Raw genomic sequence first — 15,676 nt, 5'->3', positions numbered from 1 at the left:
CACAGCCAGTAGGCGGTCGAAACGTGTGTGCGGTGCGGTCGCTGTCTAGCGATAGCAGATGCTAAAGAAAGGCTCCGACCGACCGCTGAGGGCCGCCGGTTTGGCGGCCCTCAGCTCCCTCGTCTGTCTGCCCGGCCAGTGGTCATCATCGTTTGGAGAGGCGTTCGTGTGACTCGGGAGGCCAGCACGTGAAGTAGAGATTCACGGCTCTGTTGAAATCCTCTTCTTCAGACAGGTTCTCGTGTGAAACAGCTGGTCAGTAGATCTGCCTACTCCGCAATCAAGAATTATACAGTTCTATTCCCGATTACTCAGTCCGACACCAATTGCAGCACCAATTGCCACTCCGATAGCGAGCCACAGTCCGATATTATTTGTAGCAGAACCGATAGCGACCCCAATCGCAAGTCCAATCGCCATCCCTATTCCCGTGTCTTTCCCGCTCGGTCCTGTCTTGCTTTCCCCGCTCATGTACTATCAGGGGACGTTAGGAGACAGTAAGTCCACCGTCTGTATTAATCGCAGCTGGGTCAGAATATATCACTTGCTGAGGATTTCAACAGACCCAGATTCACCTATTCGGGCTTTCCCGGATGCCGCGGAGCGCGGCATCCAGGCTGTAGCGCCCATGGATCGACTTTTTTCGCACATGGCCCAGTCAACAGAACGTGCCCGATGGCACGGAATCCTTATCGGTCTCTTGCGCCCAATATCTTGTTTCACGTTCTTCAGGGATAGCAGCGTTTCCCTCGAGTTAATAGCACCTATCAGATTTAATTACAGACTCGCCGGTATATTTATAACGACGAATGTCGGGAGGTACAGGAGCAGGCAGACGATAGCTGCCCGGCGATCGATCCCTTCCCGCCAGTAGAACAGAGCCAACACGAGCACGGACGCAACGAGCATGTAGACGAGTGAGCCTTGGAGGGCGGCGACGTCCTGAATGGTCACGTCGAAAAACAGCGCACCGATACCCAGCGAGAAGACGGGGTCGGTGATGTTGCTGCCGAGGATCGAGCCGACGGAGATGCCGCTTCGGCCCTCGTGGGCGGCGATGCCGGCCACGACGATCTCCGGCAGGGTCGTCCCGAGGCCGGTGAGCAGACCAATCAAGTACTCCGGAATGCCCGCTAGGCGCGCGAGCGCGACGCCGTTCGTGACCATGAGCTGGCCTCCCACGACGACGAGCGTCAGCCCGCCGATGATCCACGGGAGTTCAGCGCGCGGTGTCGTGACCTTCTCGATGACTTCCTCGGCGATCTCCTCACCGCCCTCGTTCGTATAGAGCGTGTGGATGAACTGGACGTAGGCAAGCATCATCAGAAACCCTTCTGACCGACCGATGACGCCGTCGTCGAGCGTGAGGAGCATGATGATCATCGCCAGAATCATTGCGCTGCCGTAGACGAGGACGTTGCGCCGCTCAACGACGAATGGCGCGATGAACGCGACCACGGCGATGGCGAGCGTGATCTGTGCGGTCTCCGACCCGACGATGTTTCCCACCACGAGATCACCGGCACCGTAGTAGGCCGCGTAGACCGACGTAACCATCTCCGGGACAGAGGTGCCGACCGAGATGAGCGTCACGCCGATAAAGAAGGGCGAGACGCCGTAGTAGAGCGCGAGGTCACCGGCCGACGTCACGGCGCGATCTGCCCCGAACACGAGAAGCGCGAGGCCGAGGACGAACAGGCCGAGTTCAACGAGCATCGAGCTCCTCCTCCGATACCCGTTTCGACTGTTCGTCACCCTCCCGACCGAGTGACCCGTCGCCGTCTCGGTCCGGGGTGCTCCAGTGTTCACGAGTCGACTGCCGGACGTACCACGCAGTTCCGAGGAATCCTGGGAAGGCGACTGCGAGCGCCGTTAGGAGACGCCCCCAGTCGCCGATGCCCAGTGGGACCGTCCCGAAGTACTGATTCAGGGGCGTGTACAGCACTGACAGATGCAACACGAACGACGCGAGGACGGCCCCCGCCAGCCAGCGGTTCGTCAGCGGCGACGTTCCCCGGGACCAGCGAACCACGTACAGTTTGGCGAACTCGAAGACGACGAACCCCGTGAACACCATCGACATGACGTACGGCGTCACTGTCGATGCGCCGTCGAGCGTGAGAAACATCACGCCGAGGAGAACGACGGTAGTTGTCAGACCGACGCCACCGATAAGCGTGGCCATCGGTCGATCGATGATGCCGCCGGTGGACTCGCGGGGTTCTCGGCGCATCACGTCGTCGGACGCGGAGTCGGCACCGAGTGCGAGTGCTGGGAGGCCGTCCGTCAGCAGGTTGATCCAGAGTAACTGGACGGCGGGGAGGATGAGGTAGCCAAAGAGGGACGCGACGAACACGAGTAGTACCTCTGCGAGGTTGGCCGATAGAAGGTAGGCGACGAATTTCCAGATATTGTCGAAGATGGTCCGTCCACGCCGGATTGCGTTCTTGATGGTCGCGTAGTTGTCGTCAAGGAGGATGATGTCGCTCGCCTGCTTGGCGACATCTGCCCCCCGGACGCCCATGGCGATACCGACGTCGGCATTCTTGAGTGCGGGTGCGTCGTTGACACCGTCGCCCGTCATCGCGACCGTCCGCCCGTCGTCTTGGAGCGCGCGCAGGATACGCACCTTGTGACTCGGTGTCGCCCGGGCGTAGATGTCCACCTCTTCGACGCAGTCGCGTAACTCGGCGTCGTCCATTGCGTCCAGCTCCGGGCCAGTCAGGACGTCGGACTCGATGCCGATATCGCGTCCGATGGCCCGCGCTGTGTGACGATTGTCGCCTGTAATCATCTTCACGTCGATACCCGCGGCGTGGGTCTCCGCAATGGCGTCTGCGACCTCGGTCCGGGCCGGGTCGATGAGTCCTTGGAGGCCGACAAACACCAGGTTCTCTTCGGGATCGCCACCGTCGTCAGTCGGCTTGAAAGCGAACCCGAGGACGCGCAGCGCGTCGTCGGCGAACGTCTCGACCTGTTCTCGGATCTGTGTGCGCGTCGTGTCGTCCAGATCCTCGACGCCACTGGCGGTCAAGACGCGCGTCGACCGTTCTAGAACGACTTCGGGCGCACCTTTCACCCGGATACGGTCGGTGTGAACTGTGGCCATCCGCTTGCGGTCCGACGAGAAGGGAACCTCGTCTTTCCGGGGGGTGTCGTTCCGGAGTGCGTCGACGTCGATACCGACCTCAATAGCGGCCTGGCACAAGGCCTGCTCGGTCGGTTCGCCTCGCTCATCATCGGCGTCATTACACAGCGCTCCGATCCGGAGCAGGGTGCCCACGCGGTCGTCTGCCGGATCGAACCCGTCTTCAATCACCTCGTCATGAACCCAGAAGCGGTCGACGTGCATCCTCCCCTCGGTAAGTGTGCCAGTCTTGTCGGTGCAGACGACCTCCACCGAGCCGAGTGACTCGACCGCGGGGAGGGTCCGGACGAGGGCGTTCTCGTCAGCCATCTGCTGGACGCCAAGCGCCAGTGTCAGCGTGACGACTGCAGGCAATCCCTCCGGGATAGCGGCGACCGCCAGCGAGATGGCCGTCAGGGCCGCAGACAGAAGGGCGGTATCGCGAAGCATCAACAAAGGAACGACGAGGGCCGAGAGCACGAGGACGCCGACGCCGATCCGTCGTCCGAGGCGATCCAGGTCGCGCTGGAGGGGCGTCTGGCGCGTTTCGGCCGCCGCAAGTTCGGTCGCGATGGTGCCCATCTCTGTGGCCATGCCGGCCTCGACGACGACCGCCTCGCCCCGGCCACGAGTGACGGTTGTCCCCCGGTAGACCATGTTCTCGCGTTCGGCCAGCGGCGTCTCACTGTCGAGTACCTCTGTGGATTTCTCGACGGGAACGCTCTCGCCGGTCAGGGGAGCCTCGTCGATCTGCAGGCTTATCGACTCCACAATCCGGCTATCTGCCGGGACAGCATCACCCTGTTCGAGCACCAGCACGTCCCCTGGAACGATTTCCATGATGTCGACCTCCTGGCGCGTTCCGTCGCGGTAGACTGTCACGCTTGGAGCGGTTAGTTTCCGAAGTGCCTCGAGGCTCTGCTCGGCTCGGTACTCCTGAACGAATCCGAAGACGCCGTTGGCGAGCAGGATGATCGTGATGAGGACGGCGTCGACGACGTGCCCGACGGTGATCGAGAGTATCGCAGCGCCCATGAGGACGAGCACCAACCCGCTGGTAAACTGTGAGACAAGCACCTCGAGAGCGTCCCGGCCTTCCTCACTCGTGATCTCGTTAGCACCACCCTCTTCGAGCCGCCGCGCTGCCTCGTCGGTCGAGAGTCCATCAGCGTCGCTATCTACATCGTCAAATACGACATCGGTGGAGCGATTGTGCCAAGTCATATTCATCCAGGGAGAATGAGGTTTAGCACCGCAACGACGATACCCGCCAAGCCCATCCGGGCACCGGCAACGATCCAGTTCTGCTCGGAGATATCGGCGAGGTACACGCCGAATAGAAAGAGGATGGCGACTGCGACGCTGATAGAAACCAGTGTGGCGTCGCGCATACCGAGGAACGGTTCCTCGAAGAGGAATGGGATCATCGGGAGTACGACGCCGATGACTGGCCCGATACCGCTCATCAACGCGTTTATCCGACGAGCACCGGCTTTCTGACGCTGAATCCGTGTCTCGTCGAGGTCGGTTAACATCGCGTGCTCGATGCGCATGAGTTCGGCTCGCTTCTCCGCCCGCTCGATCTCCCAGACGCTCCAGACGCCAGATGTGCCCAGCCCGATCGCTGCCCCGATGCCGATTTTGAACACGGTCAGCCCGTCGGGGACGCCCGAGAGATACGAGCCGACAGTGACCCCGACGCTGGTGAGGGCGCCATCGAACCCGTTCGAGATGAAGTATCGCCGCGAGATGGAGCGGACATCATCGCGTGTTAGCGCTCTCTGCAAGCGTTTCAGTCGGGAGAGCATGAACGTGTTCAGTCCTGTGGCGTTTCGCTCTCCTCGACTATAATATCCCCACAGACCACTTCATCGATAGAATGGACCGTTCCGCCGAGGTCCTCAACCGTCTCGTGAACACGGTCGACCGGGATTGAGTCACCTTCGATAGTCAGTTTCACGTTTTGAACCTCTTTGTCGGTCTCCACCAAGACGATATTTACGCCGGAGACGCCCCCACAGTCGGCAACCGATTCAGCAAACGTGACAACATCTGGATCGTGTGGCTTCAACAGATCCAGCACGAGCCGTCTCACAGGTGTCATTTGTGTGTGGCTAGATGACCGACTGGGTTAATATCGGGGGTCACTCCTGTACTCTGGCTTGTGGGAGGGAGAACTTAGCGTCAGTCTCCAGCGTCCGATTCCGGTGTGTCGTCGATAACGGCCACCCATTCGTCTTTAGATACTCAAAACGGGACAAGGGTCTGGTCGGCCGCGGGACTACGTGACGCCGGTGTCACAGTAGTTCCACGGGCTGCACGGATTCGGCACACCACGCGTTCCCTCGTCGGCCCGCACGTCGAAGGTCGATTTCCACGACTGTCCCGGCGTCAAGCGACGATAACATCTCTTCTACGTCAGGGTCGTCGTACTCGACGACATACAGCGTCTCGTTGCGTGGATACTCACGGAGCATGACCGTTCCGTGGTTGTTGCACTCGTCGACGATTGTATATCTTCCAGTGCGGTCCACCATGTTTGAATACCTGTTGTCGGAGAGATTAGTAATGGGGTAACTACCTTTATAATGAAGTTTCGAGCAGAGATACAGCCAGCAATTGCGAGAGCCGTCTCCATCGTCTTAACCAACAAAACTACGGACCCGTAGGACGTGTTGGTTAACACGAGAGTAGCTGATGTCCTACGAACCCTCGACCACACCAGCGAATCTCCCGACAGAGATCGTCACCACGCTCAACGAGTCGGAGCCGGAGCAGCTACGAGACGTTGCGACGTACGCTGAAGCGCTCGCCAAGCACAAGGAACGAGAGTCCCGTCTCAAGGAGTCGGCAGATCAAGAAGAGGTCGAAGAGCGACCAGTTGTTTCAGGCAAGAACCTATCTGAAGAAGGGGATTTCAACAGAGCCCCCAGATTCTATATTAATAGCCGGAGGCTGAAGGCGCCGACAAGTCACAAGCATCACCAGCGGGCGAGAACGGATGCTCTCGAACATCGGGCGCGTCAGCAACGACACAGTAGAAAGTCGAGCAGTTCGAAGAGCGCGAAGACGCGCATCGTGAGCGGTTCCAAGGGGTGATGGGCTGACACCGCATCAATGACGTAGTCGTCTGTTCTGTTTTCTCGCCCTAGAGAGGTGGAGGGCTACCGAGATGGAACAGTCCACGATTAGCGACGGGAGTGACGACGAATTCCCACCTGAGAAACGTCTTGGAGCACCGAATTACCGATCGATCAAGGCCGATGTCGCGACGAACCCGGATATGGAAACCCTGTAAGAGTGTGTTGCCTACGAGAACATCCATCAGAATCGAACGCAGATTCTGCGTCGACTCAAGTGGAAGGCTGAAGAGCTACGTGAGGACAAAGAGTAATCTCTGTTCACGCTCTTATCTAGAAACGCGGAAAGAGGTCGTTTGCTTGTCCCAGCAGCGAATTGAGTACGCTAACTGTGACTCAGATCGCCGGACAGCAGCAGGTGTTCAAAATGTCAAATTATCATTCCGCAGCTCTACACGAGACCGATTCTGCTCGTCTCCGTCGTCCGCGGCAGTCGCAAGGCTAAAGCAGGCCCGTGTTTATACTCTATGTAAGAAGCGCAGGCATGAGTACAATAGAACAGACGCAAAATATACGCCAGGGTCTCTCGGCTCGAGAAAGTCGACTCCTTGCACGACTCGCTGGCGCGGGTCAGCAAATCATCTCCGTCGACGACATCGAGACGACGCTGGAGGTCCCCCCAAACACCGCCCGCGAGATCGCCTCCCGACTCACCGAGAAGGGCTGGCTCGACCGGCTCTTCCCGGGCACGTATCTCATCATTCCACTCACAGCCGGCGAGGAGGCCGTGTACACGACCCACGAGTACCTCATTGCCGCCCACGTCGCCGAGCCGATGTACATCGGCTACTACAGCGCCCTCAGCCACCACGGGCTGACCGAACAGGTTCCCCGGACGGTGTACGTCGTCACGCCGACCCGAGCGCAAAGCCGAGAAATCCACGGTGTCCCGTACCGCGTCACGACAGTCACCGAGCGGAAGTTCTTCGGCTTTGAGCCGACATCCATCGAGGGCACGACCGTTCAGGTCAGCGACCTGGAGAAGACGCTGGTCGACTGTGCGGACCACCCCAAGTTCTGTGGAGGCCTTCGGGAACTTGCGACCGCGATGCGCACCGCCGACGAACGGGGTTGCGACTGGGACACGGTCGGCGAGTACCTCGAGCGCCTCGACAACGGCGCGGCGACCAAGCGGATCGTCTACCTCGCCGACCAGCTCGGCATCGACTTCCCCGCCCGCGAGGAACTCGTCGCGTCGTTCACGAGTGGCTACTCGTTGCTGGACCCGACGCGACCCGAAAACGGGTCAACCGACAGTACGTATCGCCTCCGAATCAACGTCGAGCCAGCCACGCTGGAGCCGACGGAGTCCTGATCGCGATGATCATTGACATCCTCCCCGCGCTGAAGCGCGAGGATTCCCACGGCACCGCACCGCTGGGTTGGGATATAGTGGTTTACGACGTAGCCCGTTCTTGAGGTGCAAACGCACCAGTCTTCTTGTCAAACAGGAACGTCGATGGCTGTGCCAACCAGCCATTACTCCTATCACCACCATCCATGGCGGGACTCGGAGATACTTTCTGTCGGATATTCTCGGCCCCGTTCACATCAGCGTTCGCTACCGTCCCGCAGTCGTCGCACACGTACAATCCACGTTCGACACGGTTCGCGAAAAACCGTGAGCGAAAGTGGTGAAGTAGTTCGCTCAGGCTTCTGGAATCAAATCGACGCCAGTGATCTCGAATCGCGCCCCGCCCTTCGGGCCGTCAGTCACATGTATCGTCCAGTCGTGGGCCTGTGCCACTTGGGAGACGATGATGAGCCCAAACCCAGTTCCATCGGCGTCCGTCGAGTATCCAGGCTGGAAAACGGTACCTCGTTTGTCTGCTGGAATACCCGGGCCGCTGTCTTCGACATAAAAGCCATCGGCTAGTTCGCCAACCACGATAGAGACGCCCTCGCCACCATGCTCGATTGCGTTTCGAAGCAGGTTCTCGAAGAGTTGTTGAAGACGGCTACTGTCCGCATATATCCGCCGCGTGCTCTCTACCGTAAGCGTTGCATCGCCAGTCGAGACGTTCTGCCAACAGTTGTGTATCAGCTCTGTTAGATTCACTGGTTCCAACTCACCGACCTGCTCGCCGGCTCGCCCGAGTAGAAGGAGGTCATCAATCAGTTCCTCCATCCGCTCGGCTGCCTGCTCTGCAATCTGGAGGTGTTCGCTTTCGACTTCACTGCGAGCGAGTTCTAATCGCCCTCTGACGACGTTTAATGGGTTCCGAAGGTCATGAGCCACGACCCCTGCAAACTGATTTAATTGCCTGTTCTGTGCCCGTAGCTGGTTGGTCACCTGCTGCTGCTGTAGTGCGCTACTGACCCATGTACTCATCAGATCGACGACGGTCTCCTGCCATTCAGAAAATTGGCCGTCCCTAGGCGTTGTATCATAGAAACAGAAGGTACCGTAGACGTCGTTATCAACGAACACCGGAGCCCCGATGTAACAGGAGATCCCCCACTCGGAGAAGCCATCGCGGTCGGTCTCGCCTGGCGCATCCCGTTGAATGTCACCAAGCACGAGGGTTTGCTCCGTGCTGGCGACTAATTCACAGTTTGTCGCTGAAACCGGAACCACGTCACCTACCTGGATACTATCATCCTCCGCATCGACAAACTCGAAAATATACTCGTCACCGCGGATCTTCGAGAGGGTTCCGTACTCTGTGTCGAGTTCTCTCCGTCCGAGTTCAAGGAGTGTCTGTACTTTCTCATCAAACGACTTGTGCCGGTCCGACGTGGTCTCATACAGTTCACGGAGAACCTCCTCACGGCGTTTCTGTTCTGTGATGTCGTGGACTGCCCCGCGGAGCGTAACGACAGCACCGTCGTTGACGCGTGGCTCACCGCGAACGTTCAGCCAGCGGATACTGCCGTCCGGATGTTGAATCCGGGCCTCCACAGCGAACGGCTCACCCGTCGTAAGAGCGTCCTCGACCGCGTCGCTGACGCGTGATCGATCTTGTTCGAGGTAGACATCGAGCGCCTCCTCCAGTGGCGGTTCGTCTTCGCTTTCCCACCCGAGGATATCAAAGAGATGGGCGGACCAAAAGACCTCCTCGGTCTCGGGATCGATCTCCCACCCACCGACGTCTGCGATCCGCTCGGTGTGTCCGAGGAGTTCAGCAACTCGGTCGTACTCTATTTCGCGGGTTTTTCGATCGGTGACGTCCGAGGCAATGCCAACGGTTCGGTAAATGTCTCCGGATTCGTCCGTGACTGGCACGGCTCTGTCGTAGATCCATCGCATTTCGCCGTCGGGGCGGGCGATCCGATATTCTTCCTCGTAAGCATCGGGGGCGTGGGGGTCGGCGATGTCCTCGACACGGTCCCGATCAGCGGGGTGAATCGCGTCGAAAAACGACTGCGGATTCTGATACAGGCTGTCCACTGATTGCCCCCAGATCGCCTCGTAAGCTGGGTTCACGTAGAGCACCTCTCCGGTCTGCGGATCCGTCATCCAAACCATCTCTTGGATGTTCTCGGCCATCTGCCGGAATCGCTGTTCGCGCTCGCGGAGCTCATTCTCCATGTCGACGCGGTCCGAGATGTCACGAATCACGCCGATAAACCGCCGATCGCCGTCCTCCTCGAATGCACTGAACGAGGCAGAGATCGGGATCTCGTGTCCGTCTTTGTGTTGGCCAGTGAGTTCTGTGGCGGTCCGAGCTCGGGTGTGTTCACCGCCGTCCAGTAGCTGAGTAAGTACATCCGATTGACTCTCTTGATACCGAGTCGGGAGGAGAGTAGTCAACGGCTCACCGGACAGAGCGTCTGGCTCGTACCCGAACAACTCTTCGACGGCATCGTTCACAAACCGGATAGTCCGTGTTGCGTCGACGGTGAGAATGAGATCGTTCGAGTTTGCGGTGATCGCTTCCAGTCGGGTTCGAATCTGTTCGGCCTCCTTCTCTGCGCGGTGCTTGTTCGTGACGTTGGTAATGCGGTTCGCAAGCACGACGTACTGGTCGGTCCCAGTTTCTTTCTGGAGATACCCCGTTACACCCGCTGAAATCGCCTCGCTTGCAACTTCTTCGCTCCCCTTTCCGGTAAAGAGAATAAATGGAAGGTCAGAGTAGTCGCTTCGAACCGCTTTCAGGAACTCGATTCCGTTTCGACCCGGCATGTCATGGTCGGAGACGATACAGTCAAACTCAGCCTCACCGAGTCGTTCGAGACCGTCCTCGGCGTTCCGTACGGACTCAATATCAAAGCGGTCGTCTTCGCGCTGGAGGTACACTGCGACTAATTCTGCAAGTTCCGGCTCGTCGTCGACGTGGAGGATCCGAACTGGTTTGGTGTGCGTACCCATTTTAATGAGTTATTACTCTATACTGGCATCCCAGCATGCTATAATTATTGGAATCCAAGTGACATCCTCCTCGCCGTAAACGGCGAGGCTTCCCGTGCCGCAGGGTCGAACAAGTATGTCGATGGCTGTGCCACACAGCCGTAGCTCCTATCCTCTCCGTGAGGACTCGGAGTTATCCTCTGGCGCATATTCTCCGCTCTGTCACAATCCGCGTTGGCTACTAACTCGCACGACGAGCAAATGTACAGGCCACGTTCGACACGGTTCGATTTTGTGTCGTCCCCACACCGTGAACACGTTTTCGAGGTGTTCCACTCGTTCTCTTTCAGTACCCCTACACCGCACATCTCGACTTTATATTCGAGGTAGTAGTAGATACGGTCGAACGCCCACGAGTGGCTACTCGTTGCTGGACCCGACGCGACCCGACAACTGGTCAACAGACAGTACGTATCGCCTCCGGACCAACGTCGAGCCAGCCACGCTGGAGCCGACAGAGTCCTGACCTAGATACGAAGTCAACGTACCTACTCTGGAGTGTCAGAACGTGCTGTTCGATGACGAACTATCGGGGTGGACCACTATCGACGGCGTCGAGATCGGGCTCGTCGAACTCGAGGGCTTCCGCGACGGCATCCGGAAGCTCCGGACGGGGCGCTGATTCGTGGCGCTCGATTTTCTCGGTCTTACGCGTGTTTTCGTAGAGAGCGCGTGCGACCGGGAGGCCGCGGAGATACTTGTAGTCGTGGAGGACCTCGACGCCCCGCTCGGTAAATCCGTAGAACTGGGAGGGGAGATCACGTTTTCCCTCGCTTGGATCGTACGTGTAGCGTGCGAGGAGCCCGGCGTCGATCAACGTCTCCAACTGGTCTTTGATGGCCGCCTGACTCTTCCCAGTCATATACTCGAGTTCGGCGAGCGACATCAAATGGGCGCGATGGCCCAGCAGCTCCTGGATGATGAGATGGCGTGTGTCCTGGGACAGCAGCTTGAACAGCCGCTGCTGTTCCGCGAACGGCCCTGCATCGGCCGCACCAGTGTCGGTTTCGCTCATACGTGCTGGTACGAGGTAGGACGCTATAACAGTTAGGGTCATCCAAGTTGGTTAATCTAGAAAAAACCAAAGTGATTCAGAAGGGATAAGGTAGTGTGGTTTGAATCAGCAGCTAATGACCGACCCAAGCCCGCCGCCGGACGCTGGGGAGATTATGACCGTTGTTCACGAGGCCGTCGGGGGCATCGAACTTGAGCCTGCAGAGAAACGGGAGATTTGGCGGTTCACCCAGCGTGAATTGCCGTATCTCTGGAGTCAACGGACATCGTATTTCATCCTCGGGAGCTATCGCGACCCCTATATCCGCCGGCTTCGCGCCGTCCAGAACGAACTCACGAAGCAGCTCGGTGCCTATCCGTTCATCATGGGTGACCTTCTCGAACTTCCGACTGACCGCCTCAATACGTTCGATATCATGTTTTCGTTGCTCGCGACGTACAGCGACTACATCGTTGGGGTCTTCGAGAAGGAGAGTGGTGGGGAGGCGCCTGAATTGGGCGAGATCGATGACCCGCCGTATTTTGATAAGTCGTACGTGTTTCCACGTGATTACGCGTGGGTGACTGACGAGAACCTTGATTCGCCACAGCACGTCATTCAGGCCGCCCTTGAGATAGCGTTCACAGACGATCTGTCGGCGGATGAAGTCCAAGCAAACGTCGAGTCGCTCGCCGATCGCGCCCAAGAGAGCGGTCTCGACATCGACGAACAGGAGTTGTGGGATGTGATCGACGAGCGGGCAGATGAGGACGAAGAGCCGGCAACGTACAGTTGGGTCCATCTCAACAAATTCCGTAAATTCGAACTCCACGATCGATGCTTCCCGTGGACGACAGAAGACGAACTCCGAACGGCGGTTGACGAACTCCCATCTCCGACACCACGTCCAGAGTGGGAAGCGAGCCAGGAAGAAGAAGTCTCTGCTCTGTTGAATAGCGACCTCTGAGCCATGGTGAGACGATGCCGATCTTGAGACCACTAGCGTCAACCGCTAACAAACCGACTCAAATTTTGACCTCCTCGGTCAACACCGCTATTCAACAGAGCAGAAGTTTCGAGTGCTGTGTTGAATAGCGACCTCTGAGCCAGATGAGACAATACCGATCTTGCGGCCACTTGCGTCAACCACTAGCAAACCGACTCAAATTTCGACCCCCTCGGTCAACACCGCTATTCAACACAGCAGTTTCGAGTAGTGTTACATCCAGCAGGTGCAAGAACCCTCTCCACCGGCTTAACCAACAAAACTATGGATTCGCGGGTCGTGTTGGTTAACACGAGAGTAGTCGATGTCCTACGAACCCCCGACCCCACCAGCGAACCTCCCGACGGAGATCGTCAATACGCTCAACGAGTCGGGGCCAGAGCAGCTGCGAGGCGTTGCGACGTACGCTGAAGCGCTCGCCGAGTACAAGGATCGAGAGTCCCGTCTCGAGGAGTCGGCAGACCAAGAGGAGGTCGAAGAGCGACCAGACGATCTTCCGGATGACGTACCGGCGAAGGCCACGATCACGATCAAGGAGATCAACGACAATCGCTACTACTACTGGCAGTGGAGAGATGGTGAAAGTATCCGTTCTCAATATAAAGGGCCGGTCAACCCTGACGAGTAGCCCTGACATTCAGTAGTGATGACGGTATCTAATGGTCGGCGAGAAGCCGAACCATGCCCGTCAAAGTCGAATGCGACTTCTGTAGGGAGACGGTTTCAAAATCTCCTTCGGTAGTTAAGCGTGCAAAACATCATTTCAGTGGCCGGGGATGCTATGGGAACTGGCGCAGCGAACAGCAGGACAGCAGAATTACACTTCGATTCCGGGGGGAGGGGAACAGCTAGTTTTGATCACAGATACGTAAATATACTTGAGGGCCGCCAATTCTGCGTTACACATCGATAGGGGGGTGTATTTGAATGCGATCTCCTGAACACATCGATAGAGGGGTGTCGACAAGAACTAGTTCTTATGAACACGTCAATAGAGATTCTGAGCAAGCGGTTGGCTGTCGGTCGCTTAGGTCAACAAGACTGGATAGATCGGGTTAGCGCCTGATAATTATCCCCCGAATATATTCGTTTTGACGGCTCTAGCGGTGAATTACACATCGATAGAGGGGTGTATACGAGTGCTAATGGAAACGCATTAATTGGCCTCAAATAGGTGACTCAGATAACAATTGTGGCCCGGTAACAGACAACCAATACACATCGATAGAGGGGTGTATACGAGTGCTAATGGAAAAAGGGGATGTAGGAAGAATGTCAATTGAAGAAGATAGAGAATGTGGCTTGATAGCAGACACATCGAACACATCGATAGAGGGGTGTACGGAAACTACTGGAAACTGCTGTGTTGAATAGCGACCTCTGAGCCATGGTGAGACGATGCCGATCTTGAGACCACTAGCGTCAATCGCTGACAAACCGACTCAAATTTTGACCTCCTCGGTCAACACCGCTATTCAACAGAGCACTGGAAACCACTCATTAGGTAGGTCGTGGCGAGTTGCTCAGAGAAAACCTCGATAAAGGAGCACGAAGGGGACAGCTAGCTACAATATGACTGAAATTTCTGCTACGTCTGATTACGGATCTGCGCTTTGACGACAGAGGTGACCTCATCCTCAAAAATCGCCTCAATACGCGAATCTTCTCGAAGTGTTTCGAGAATCGTCTCTGGGTGTTCTCCAAATTGGAACTCGAGGAACATCCCAGAGCTGGGACCGTGACTCCGTCGCTCGAAGTCGACCAGCGAATACGTCGTGAGTTCTTTCATCTTATTCACGTACGTTTCTTGGTGGTACTGATCGGCGCCGATTGCGTCAGTCAGATACTGATACACGCGATAGCCGGTCGTACTCCTGGCGGTCCCGCCCCCGGTTTGAGAAGCGACTGCTGCGGTTGCGTATAGACAGAGCTTCTTTTGTGTACTGATGCCGCGGACGACCTCCAACACCCGATTCTTCTCGACCTTTTCCTGTGCGGTGCGGACGTGTTTCTCACGAACGCGACTGTCACCTTCACGTTCAGCTAATTCGCCGGCGACCCGCATGAGATCGATCGCCTTCCTAGCGTCACCATGCGTCTGTGCTGCGAATGCCGCTGCGAGTGGAATCACGTCATCGTCGACAACGTCGTCATGGAACGCATCTTGACGACGTCGAAGAATTGCTTGGAGTTGGTTCGCGTCGTAGTCGTCAAAATGGACGTCTTCGGGCGTAAACGAACTGACAGCGCGGCTCCCGACAGACTCCATCATCTTCGTGTCGTTTGAGATGGCAACGACCGAAATATACGCGTCCAACTCGTCGTTTGCCCCAGCTCGGGAGAGTTGATACAGCAGTCGTGAAAATGCAGGCTCTTGTTTGTCTCGCCGGCCGACGAGCATGTCCAGTTCATCGAGGACGAACACAACGGAGTCGAAGTGCTCGTTGACAATTCGATAGAGCTCGTCCCACTTCTCCTTCGTCGCCACACCGTGTTTCGGAACCTCGACAGGGACACCTGCCGCGTCGGCAGCCTGCTGAACAAGTTCATACACGGCAATACCGAGCGTATCCAGATCCTGGCAGTTCACTTCAACAGTGCCGAACTGGATATCACGGCTCTCACAGATACGACTAATATTATGGCAAACAGCCTTCGTGATTAACGATTTGCCCGTTCCAGATGGTCCGTAGAGAAATAGGTTCGGTGGTCGATTGTCGCCAAGCGCAACTCGAAGCATCTTGGTGACCTCTTGGAGTTGCTTGTCGCGACCCACGATGCGGTCCTCTTCAACAACATAATTGGGATCGAGTAGCGCTCGGTCCCGAATCAGCCCGTCCTGATCGTCGAACTCGAGGAGCATGTCCTCGATCGACTGCGATGGCTTCTCGGAGTCAGTCTCATCCTCGGGTTGTGAGTCTCCATTTGTGATGTGAGACGATGAGGACTGTCGCGATGGCTCCGACTGCGACGTACTCGACAGCTCAGCTTGAGCCGTCGGTTCGTCCTCCGATGGTCTCGGTTCCTCTGCGGAATCATCGGAGTCGTCAGTACCCAT

11 protein-coding genes and 5 pseudogenes are annotated in these 15,676 nt (G+C 57.3%); 6 read left to right on the top strand and 10 right to left on the bottom strand.

Features of this window, described 5'->3' with window-relative positions; all coding sequences use genetic code 11:
- Window positions 1-777: 777 nt before the first annotated feature.
- The 5 genes from DOS48_RS27805 to DOS48_RS27785 form a co-directional block, all read right to left on the bottom strand.
- On the bottom strand, window positions 778-1,716 hold the full coding sequence (locus DOS48_RS27805; protein WP_168654294.1) for a calcium/sodium antiporter: 939 nt from the start codon (window positions 1,714-1,716) through the stop codon (window positions 778-780).
- Window positions 1,706-4,357 (bottom strand): cation-translocating P-type ATPase, encoded by a 2,652-nt coding sequence (locus tag DOS48_RS27800; protein ID WP_394353609.1) that lies wholly within the window; start codon window positions 4,355-4,357, stop codon window positions 1,706-1,708. Before DOS48_RS27800 ends, DOS48_RS27805 begins: the two co-directional genes overlap by 11 nt.
- A complete protein-coding gene (locus DOS48_RS27795; RefSeq protein WP_168654292.1) occupies window positions 4,354-4,935 on the bottom strand; it encodes a VIT1/CCC1 transporter family protein in 582 nt (193 codons plus the stop codon). Before DOS48_RS27795 ends, DOS48_RS27800 begins: the two co-directional genes overlap by 4 nt.
- A gap of 8 nt (window positions 4,936-4,943) precedes the next feature.
- Complete coding sequence (locus DOS48_RS27790; RefSeq protein WP_168654291.1) at window positions 4,944-5,231, bottom strand: DUF211 domain-containing protein; 288 nt, start codon at window positions 5,229-5,231, stop codon at window positions 4,944-4,946.
- Window positions 5,232-5,424: 193 nt separating this feature from the next.
- Window positions 5,425-5,661: a hypothetical protein gene (locus DOS48_RS27785; protein WP_168654598.1), complete on the bottom strand. Its 237-nt coding sequence runs from the start codon at window positions 5,659-5,661 to the stop codon at window positions 5,425-5,427.
- 163 nt (window positions 5,662-5,824) lie between these two features.
- Here DOS48_RS27785 and DOS48_RS27780 point away from each other — a divergent pair.
- The 3 genes and pseudogenes from DOS48_RS27780 to DOS48_RS27770 form a co-directional block, all read left to right on the top strand.
- Window positions 5,825-6,007, top strand: a pseudogene (locus tag DOS48_RS27780) (hypothetical protein); the annotation flags it as partial.
- A 292-nt stretch (window positions 6,008-6,299) separates the two neighbouring features.
- Window positions 6,300-6,521, top strand: a pseudogene (locus tag DOS48_RS29435) (hypothetical protein).
- A 230-nt stretch (window positions 6,522-6,751) separates the two neighbouring features.
- Window positions 6,752-7,582: a type IV toxin-antitoxin system AbiEi family antitoxin gene (locus DOS48_RS27770; RefSeq protein ID WP_168654290.1), complete on the top strand. Its 831-nt coding sequence runs from the start codon at window positions 6,752-6,754 to the stop codon at window positions 7,580-7,582.
- Window positions 7,583-7,664: 82 nt separating this feature from the next.
- Here the strand turns inward: DOS48_RS27770 and DOS48_RS27765 are convergent.
- The 3 genes and pseudogenes from DOS48_RS27765 to DOS48_RS27755 form a co-directional block, all read right to left on the bottom strand.
- Window positions 7,665-7,880 (bottom strand): annotated as a pseudogene (locus DOS48_RS27765) (zinc ribbon domain-containing protein); the annotation flags it as partial.
- Between the two features lie 35 nt (window positions 7,881-7,915).
- A complete protein-coding gene (locus DOS48_RS27760) occupies window positions 7,916-10,579 on the bottom strand; it encodes a PAS domain S-box protein (RefSeq protein WP_168654289.1) in 2,664 nt (887 codons plus the stop codon).
- A 44-nt stretch (window positions 10,580-10,623) separates the two neighbouring features.
- A pseudogene (locus DOS48_RS27755) lies at window positions 10,624-10,977 on the bottom strand (zinc ribbon domain-containing protein); the annotation flags it as partial.
- On the opposite strand from DOS48_RS27755, the pseudogene DOS48_RS29430 reads away from it, so the two are divergent.
- A pseudogene (locus tag DOS48_RS29430) lies at window positions 10,971-11,084 on the top strand (transcriptional regulator); the annotation flags it as partial. The pseudogenes DOS48_RS27755 and DOS48_RS29430 overlap by 7 nt on opposite strands.
- Window positions 11,085-11,144: 60 nt before the next feature.
- Here DOS48_RS29430 and DOS48_RS27745 read toward each other — a convergent pair.
- Window positions 11,145-11,633, bottom strand: coding sequence for an ArsR family transcriptional regulator (locus DOS48_RS27745; RefSeq protein WP_168654288.1), 489 nt, complete (start codon window positions 11,631-11,633; stop codon window positions 11,145-11,147).
- Window positions 11,634-11,748: 115 nt separating this feature from the next.
- Between DOS48_RS27745 and DOS48_RS27740 the strand changes: the two genes are divergently transcribed.
- On the top strand, window positions 11,749-12,579 hold the full coding sequence (locus tag DOS48_RS27740; RefSeq protein ID WP_168654287.1) for a hypothetical protein: 831 nt from the start codon (window positions 11,749-11,751) through the stop codon (window positions 12,577-12,579).
- 343 nt (window positions 12,580-12,922) lie between these two features.
- Window positions 12,923-13,246 carry a hypothetical protein gene (locus tag DOS48_RS27735; RefSeq protein WP_168654286.1) on the top strand — a complete coding sequence of 108 codons (324 nt, stop codon included), beginning with the start codon at window positions 12,923-12,925 and terminating at the stop codon, window positions 13,244-13,246.
- A gap of 960 nt (window positions 13,247-14,206) precedes the next feature.
- Here DOS48_RS27735 and DOS48_RS27730 read toward each other — a convergent pair.
- Window positions 14,207-15,676 carry an orc1/cdc6 family replication initiation protein gene (locus tag DOS48_RS27730; RefSeq protein WP_210755423.1) on the bottom strand — a complete coding sequence of 490 codons (1,470 nt, stop codon included), beginning with the start codon at window positions 15,674-15,676 and terminating at the stop codon, window positions 14,207-14,209.

The organism is Halorubrum sp. PV6, assembly GCF_003990725.2.
GTDB lineage: Archaea > Halobacteriota > Halobacteria > Halobacteriales > Haloferacaceae > Halorubrum.
This window is presented reverse-complemented; position numbering and strand designations above follow the sequence as displayed.

Bases quoted from the DNA above. Each gene is read 5' to 3' on its own strand.
- DOS48_RS27805 (WP_168654294.1), bottom strand. From the start codon at position 1,716: ATGCTCGTTGAACTCGGCCTGTTCGTCCTCGGCCTCGCGCTTCTCGTG.
- DOS48_RS27800 (WP_394353609.1), bottom strand. From the start codon at position 4,357: ATGAATATGACTTGGCACAATCGCTCCACCGATGTCGTATTTGACGAT.
- DOS48_RS27795 (WP_168654292.1), bottom strand. From the start codon at position 4,935: ATGCTCTCCCGACTGAAACGCTTGCAGAGAGCGCTAACACGCGATGAT.
- DOS48_RS27790 (WP_168654291.1), bottom strand. From the start codon at position 5,231: ATGACACCTGTGAGACGGCTCGTGCTGGATCTGTTGAAGCCACACGAT.
- DOS48_RS27770 (WP_168654290.1), top strand. From the start codon at position 6,752: ATGAGTACAATAGAACAGACGCAAAATATACGCCAGGGTCTCTCGGCT.
- DOS48_RS27760 (WP_168654289.1), bottom strand. From the start codon at position 10,579: ATGGGTACGCACACCAAACCAGTTCGGATCCTCCACGTCGACGACGAG.
- DOS48_RS27745 (WP_168654288.1), bottom strand. From the start codon at position 11,633: ATGAGCGAAACCGACACTGGTGCGGCCGATGCAGGGCCGTTCGCGGAA.
- DOS48_RS27740 (WP_168654287.1), top strand. From the start codon at position 11,749: ATGACCGACCCAAGCCCGCCGCCGGACGCTGGGGAGATTATGACCGTT.
- DOS48_RS27735 (WP_168654286.1), top strand. From the start codon at position 12,923: ATGTCCTACGAACCCCCGACCCCACCAGCGAACCTCCCGACGGAGATC.
- DOS48_RS27730 (WP_210755423.1), bottom strand. From the start codon at position 15,676: ATGGGTACTGACGACTCCGATGATTCCGCAGAGGAACCGAGACCATCG.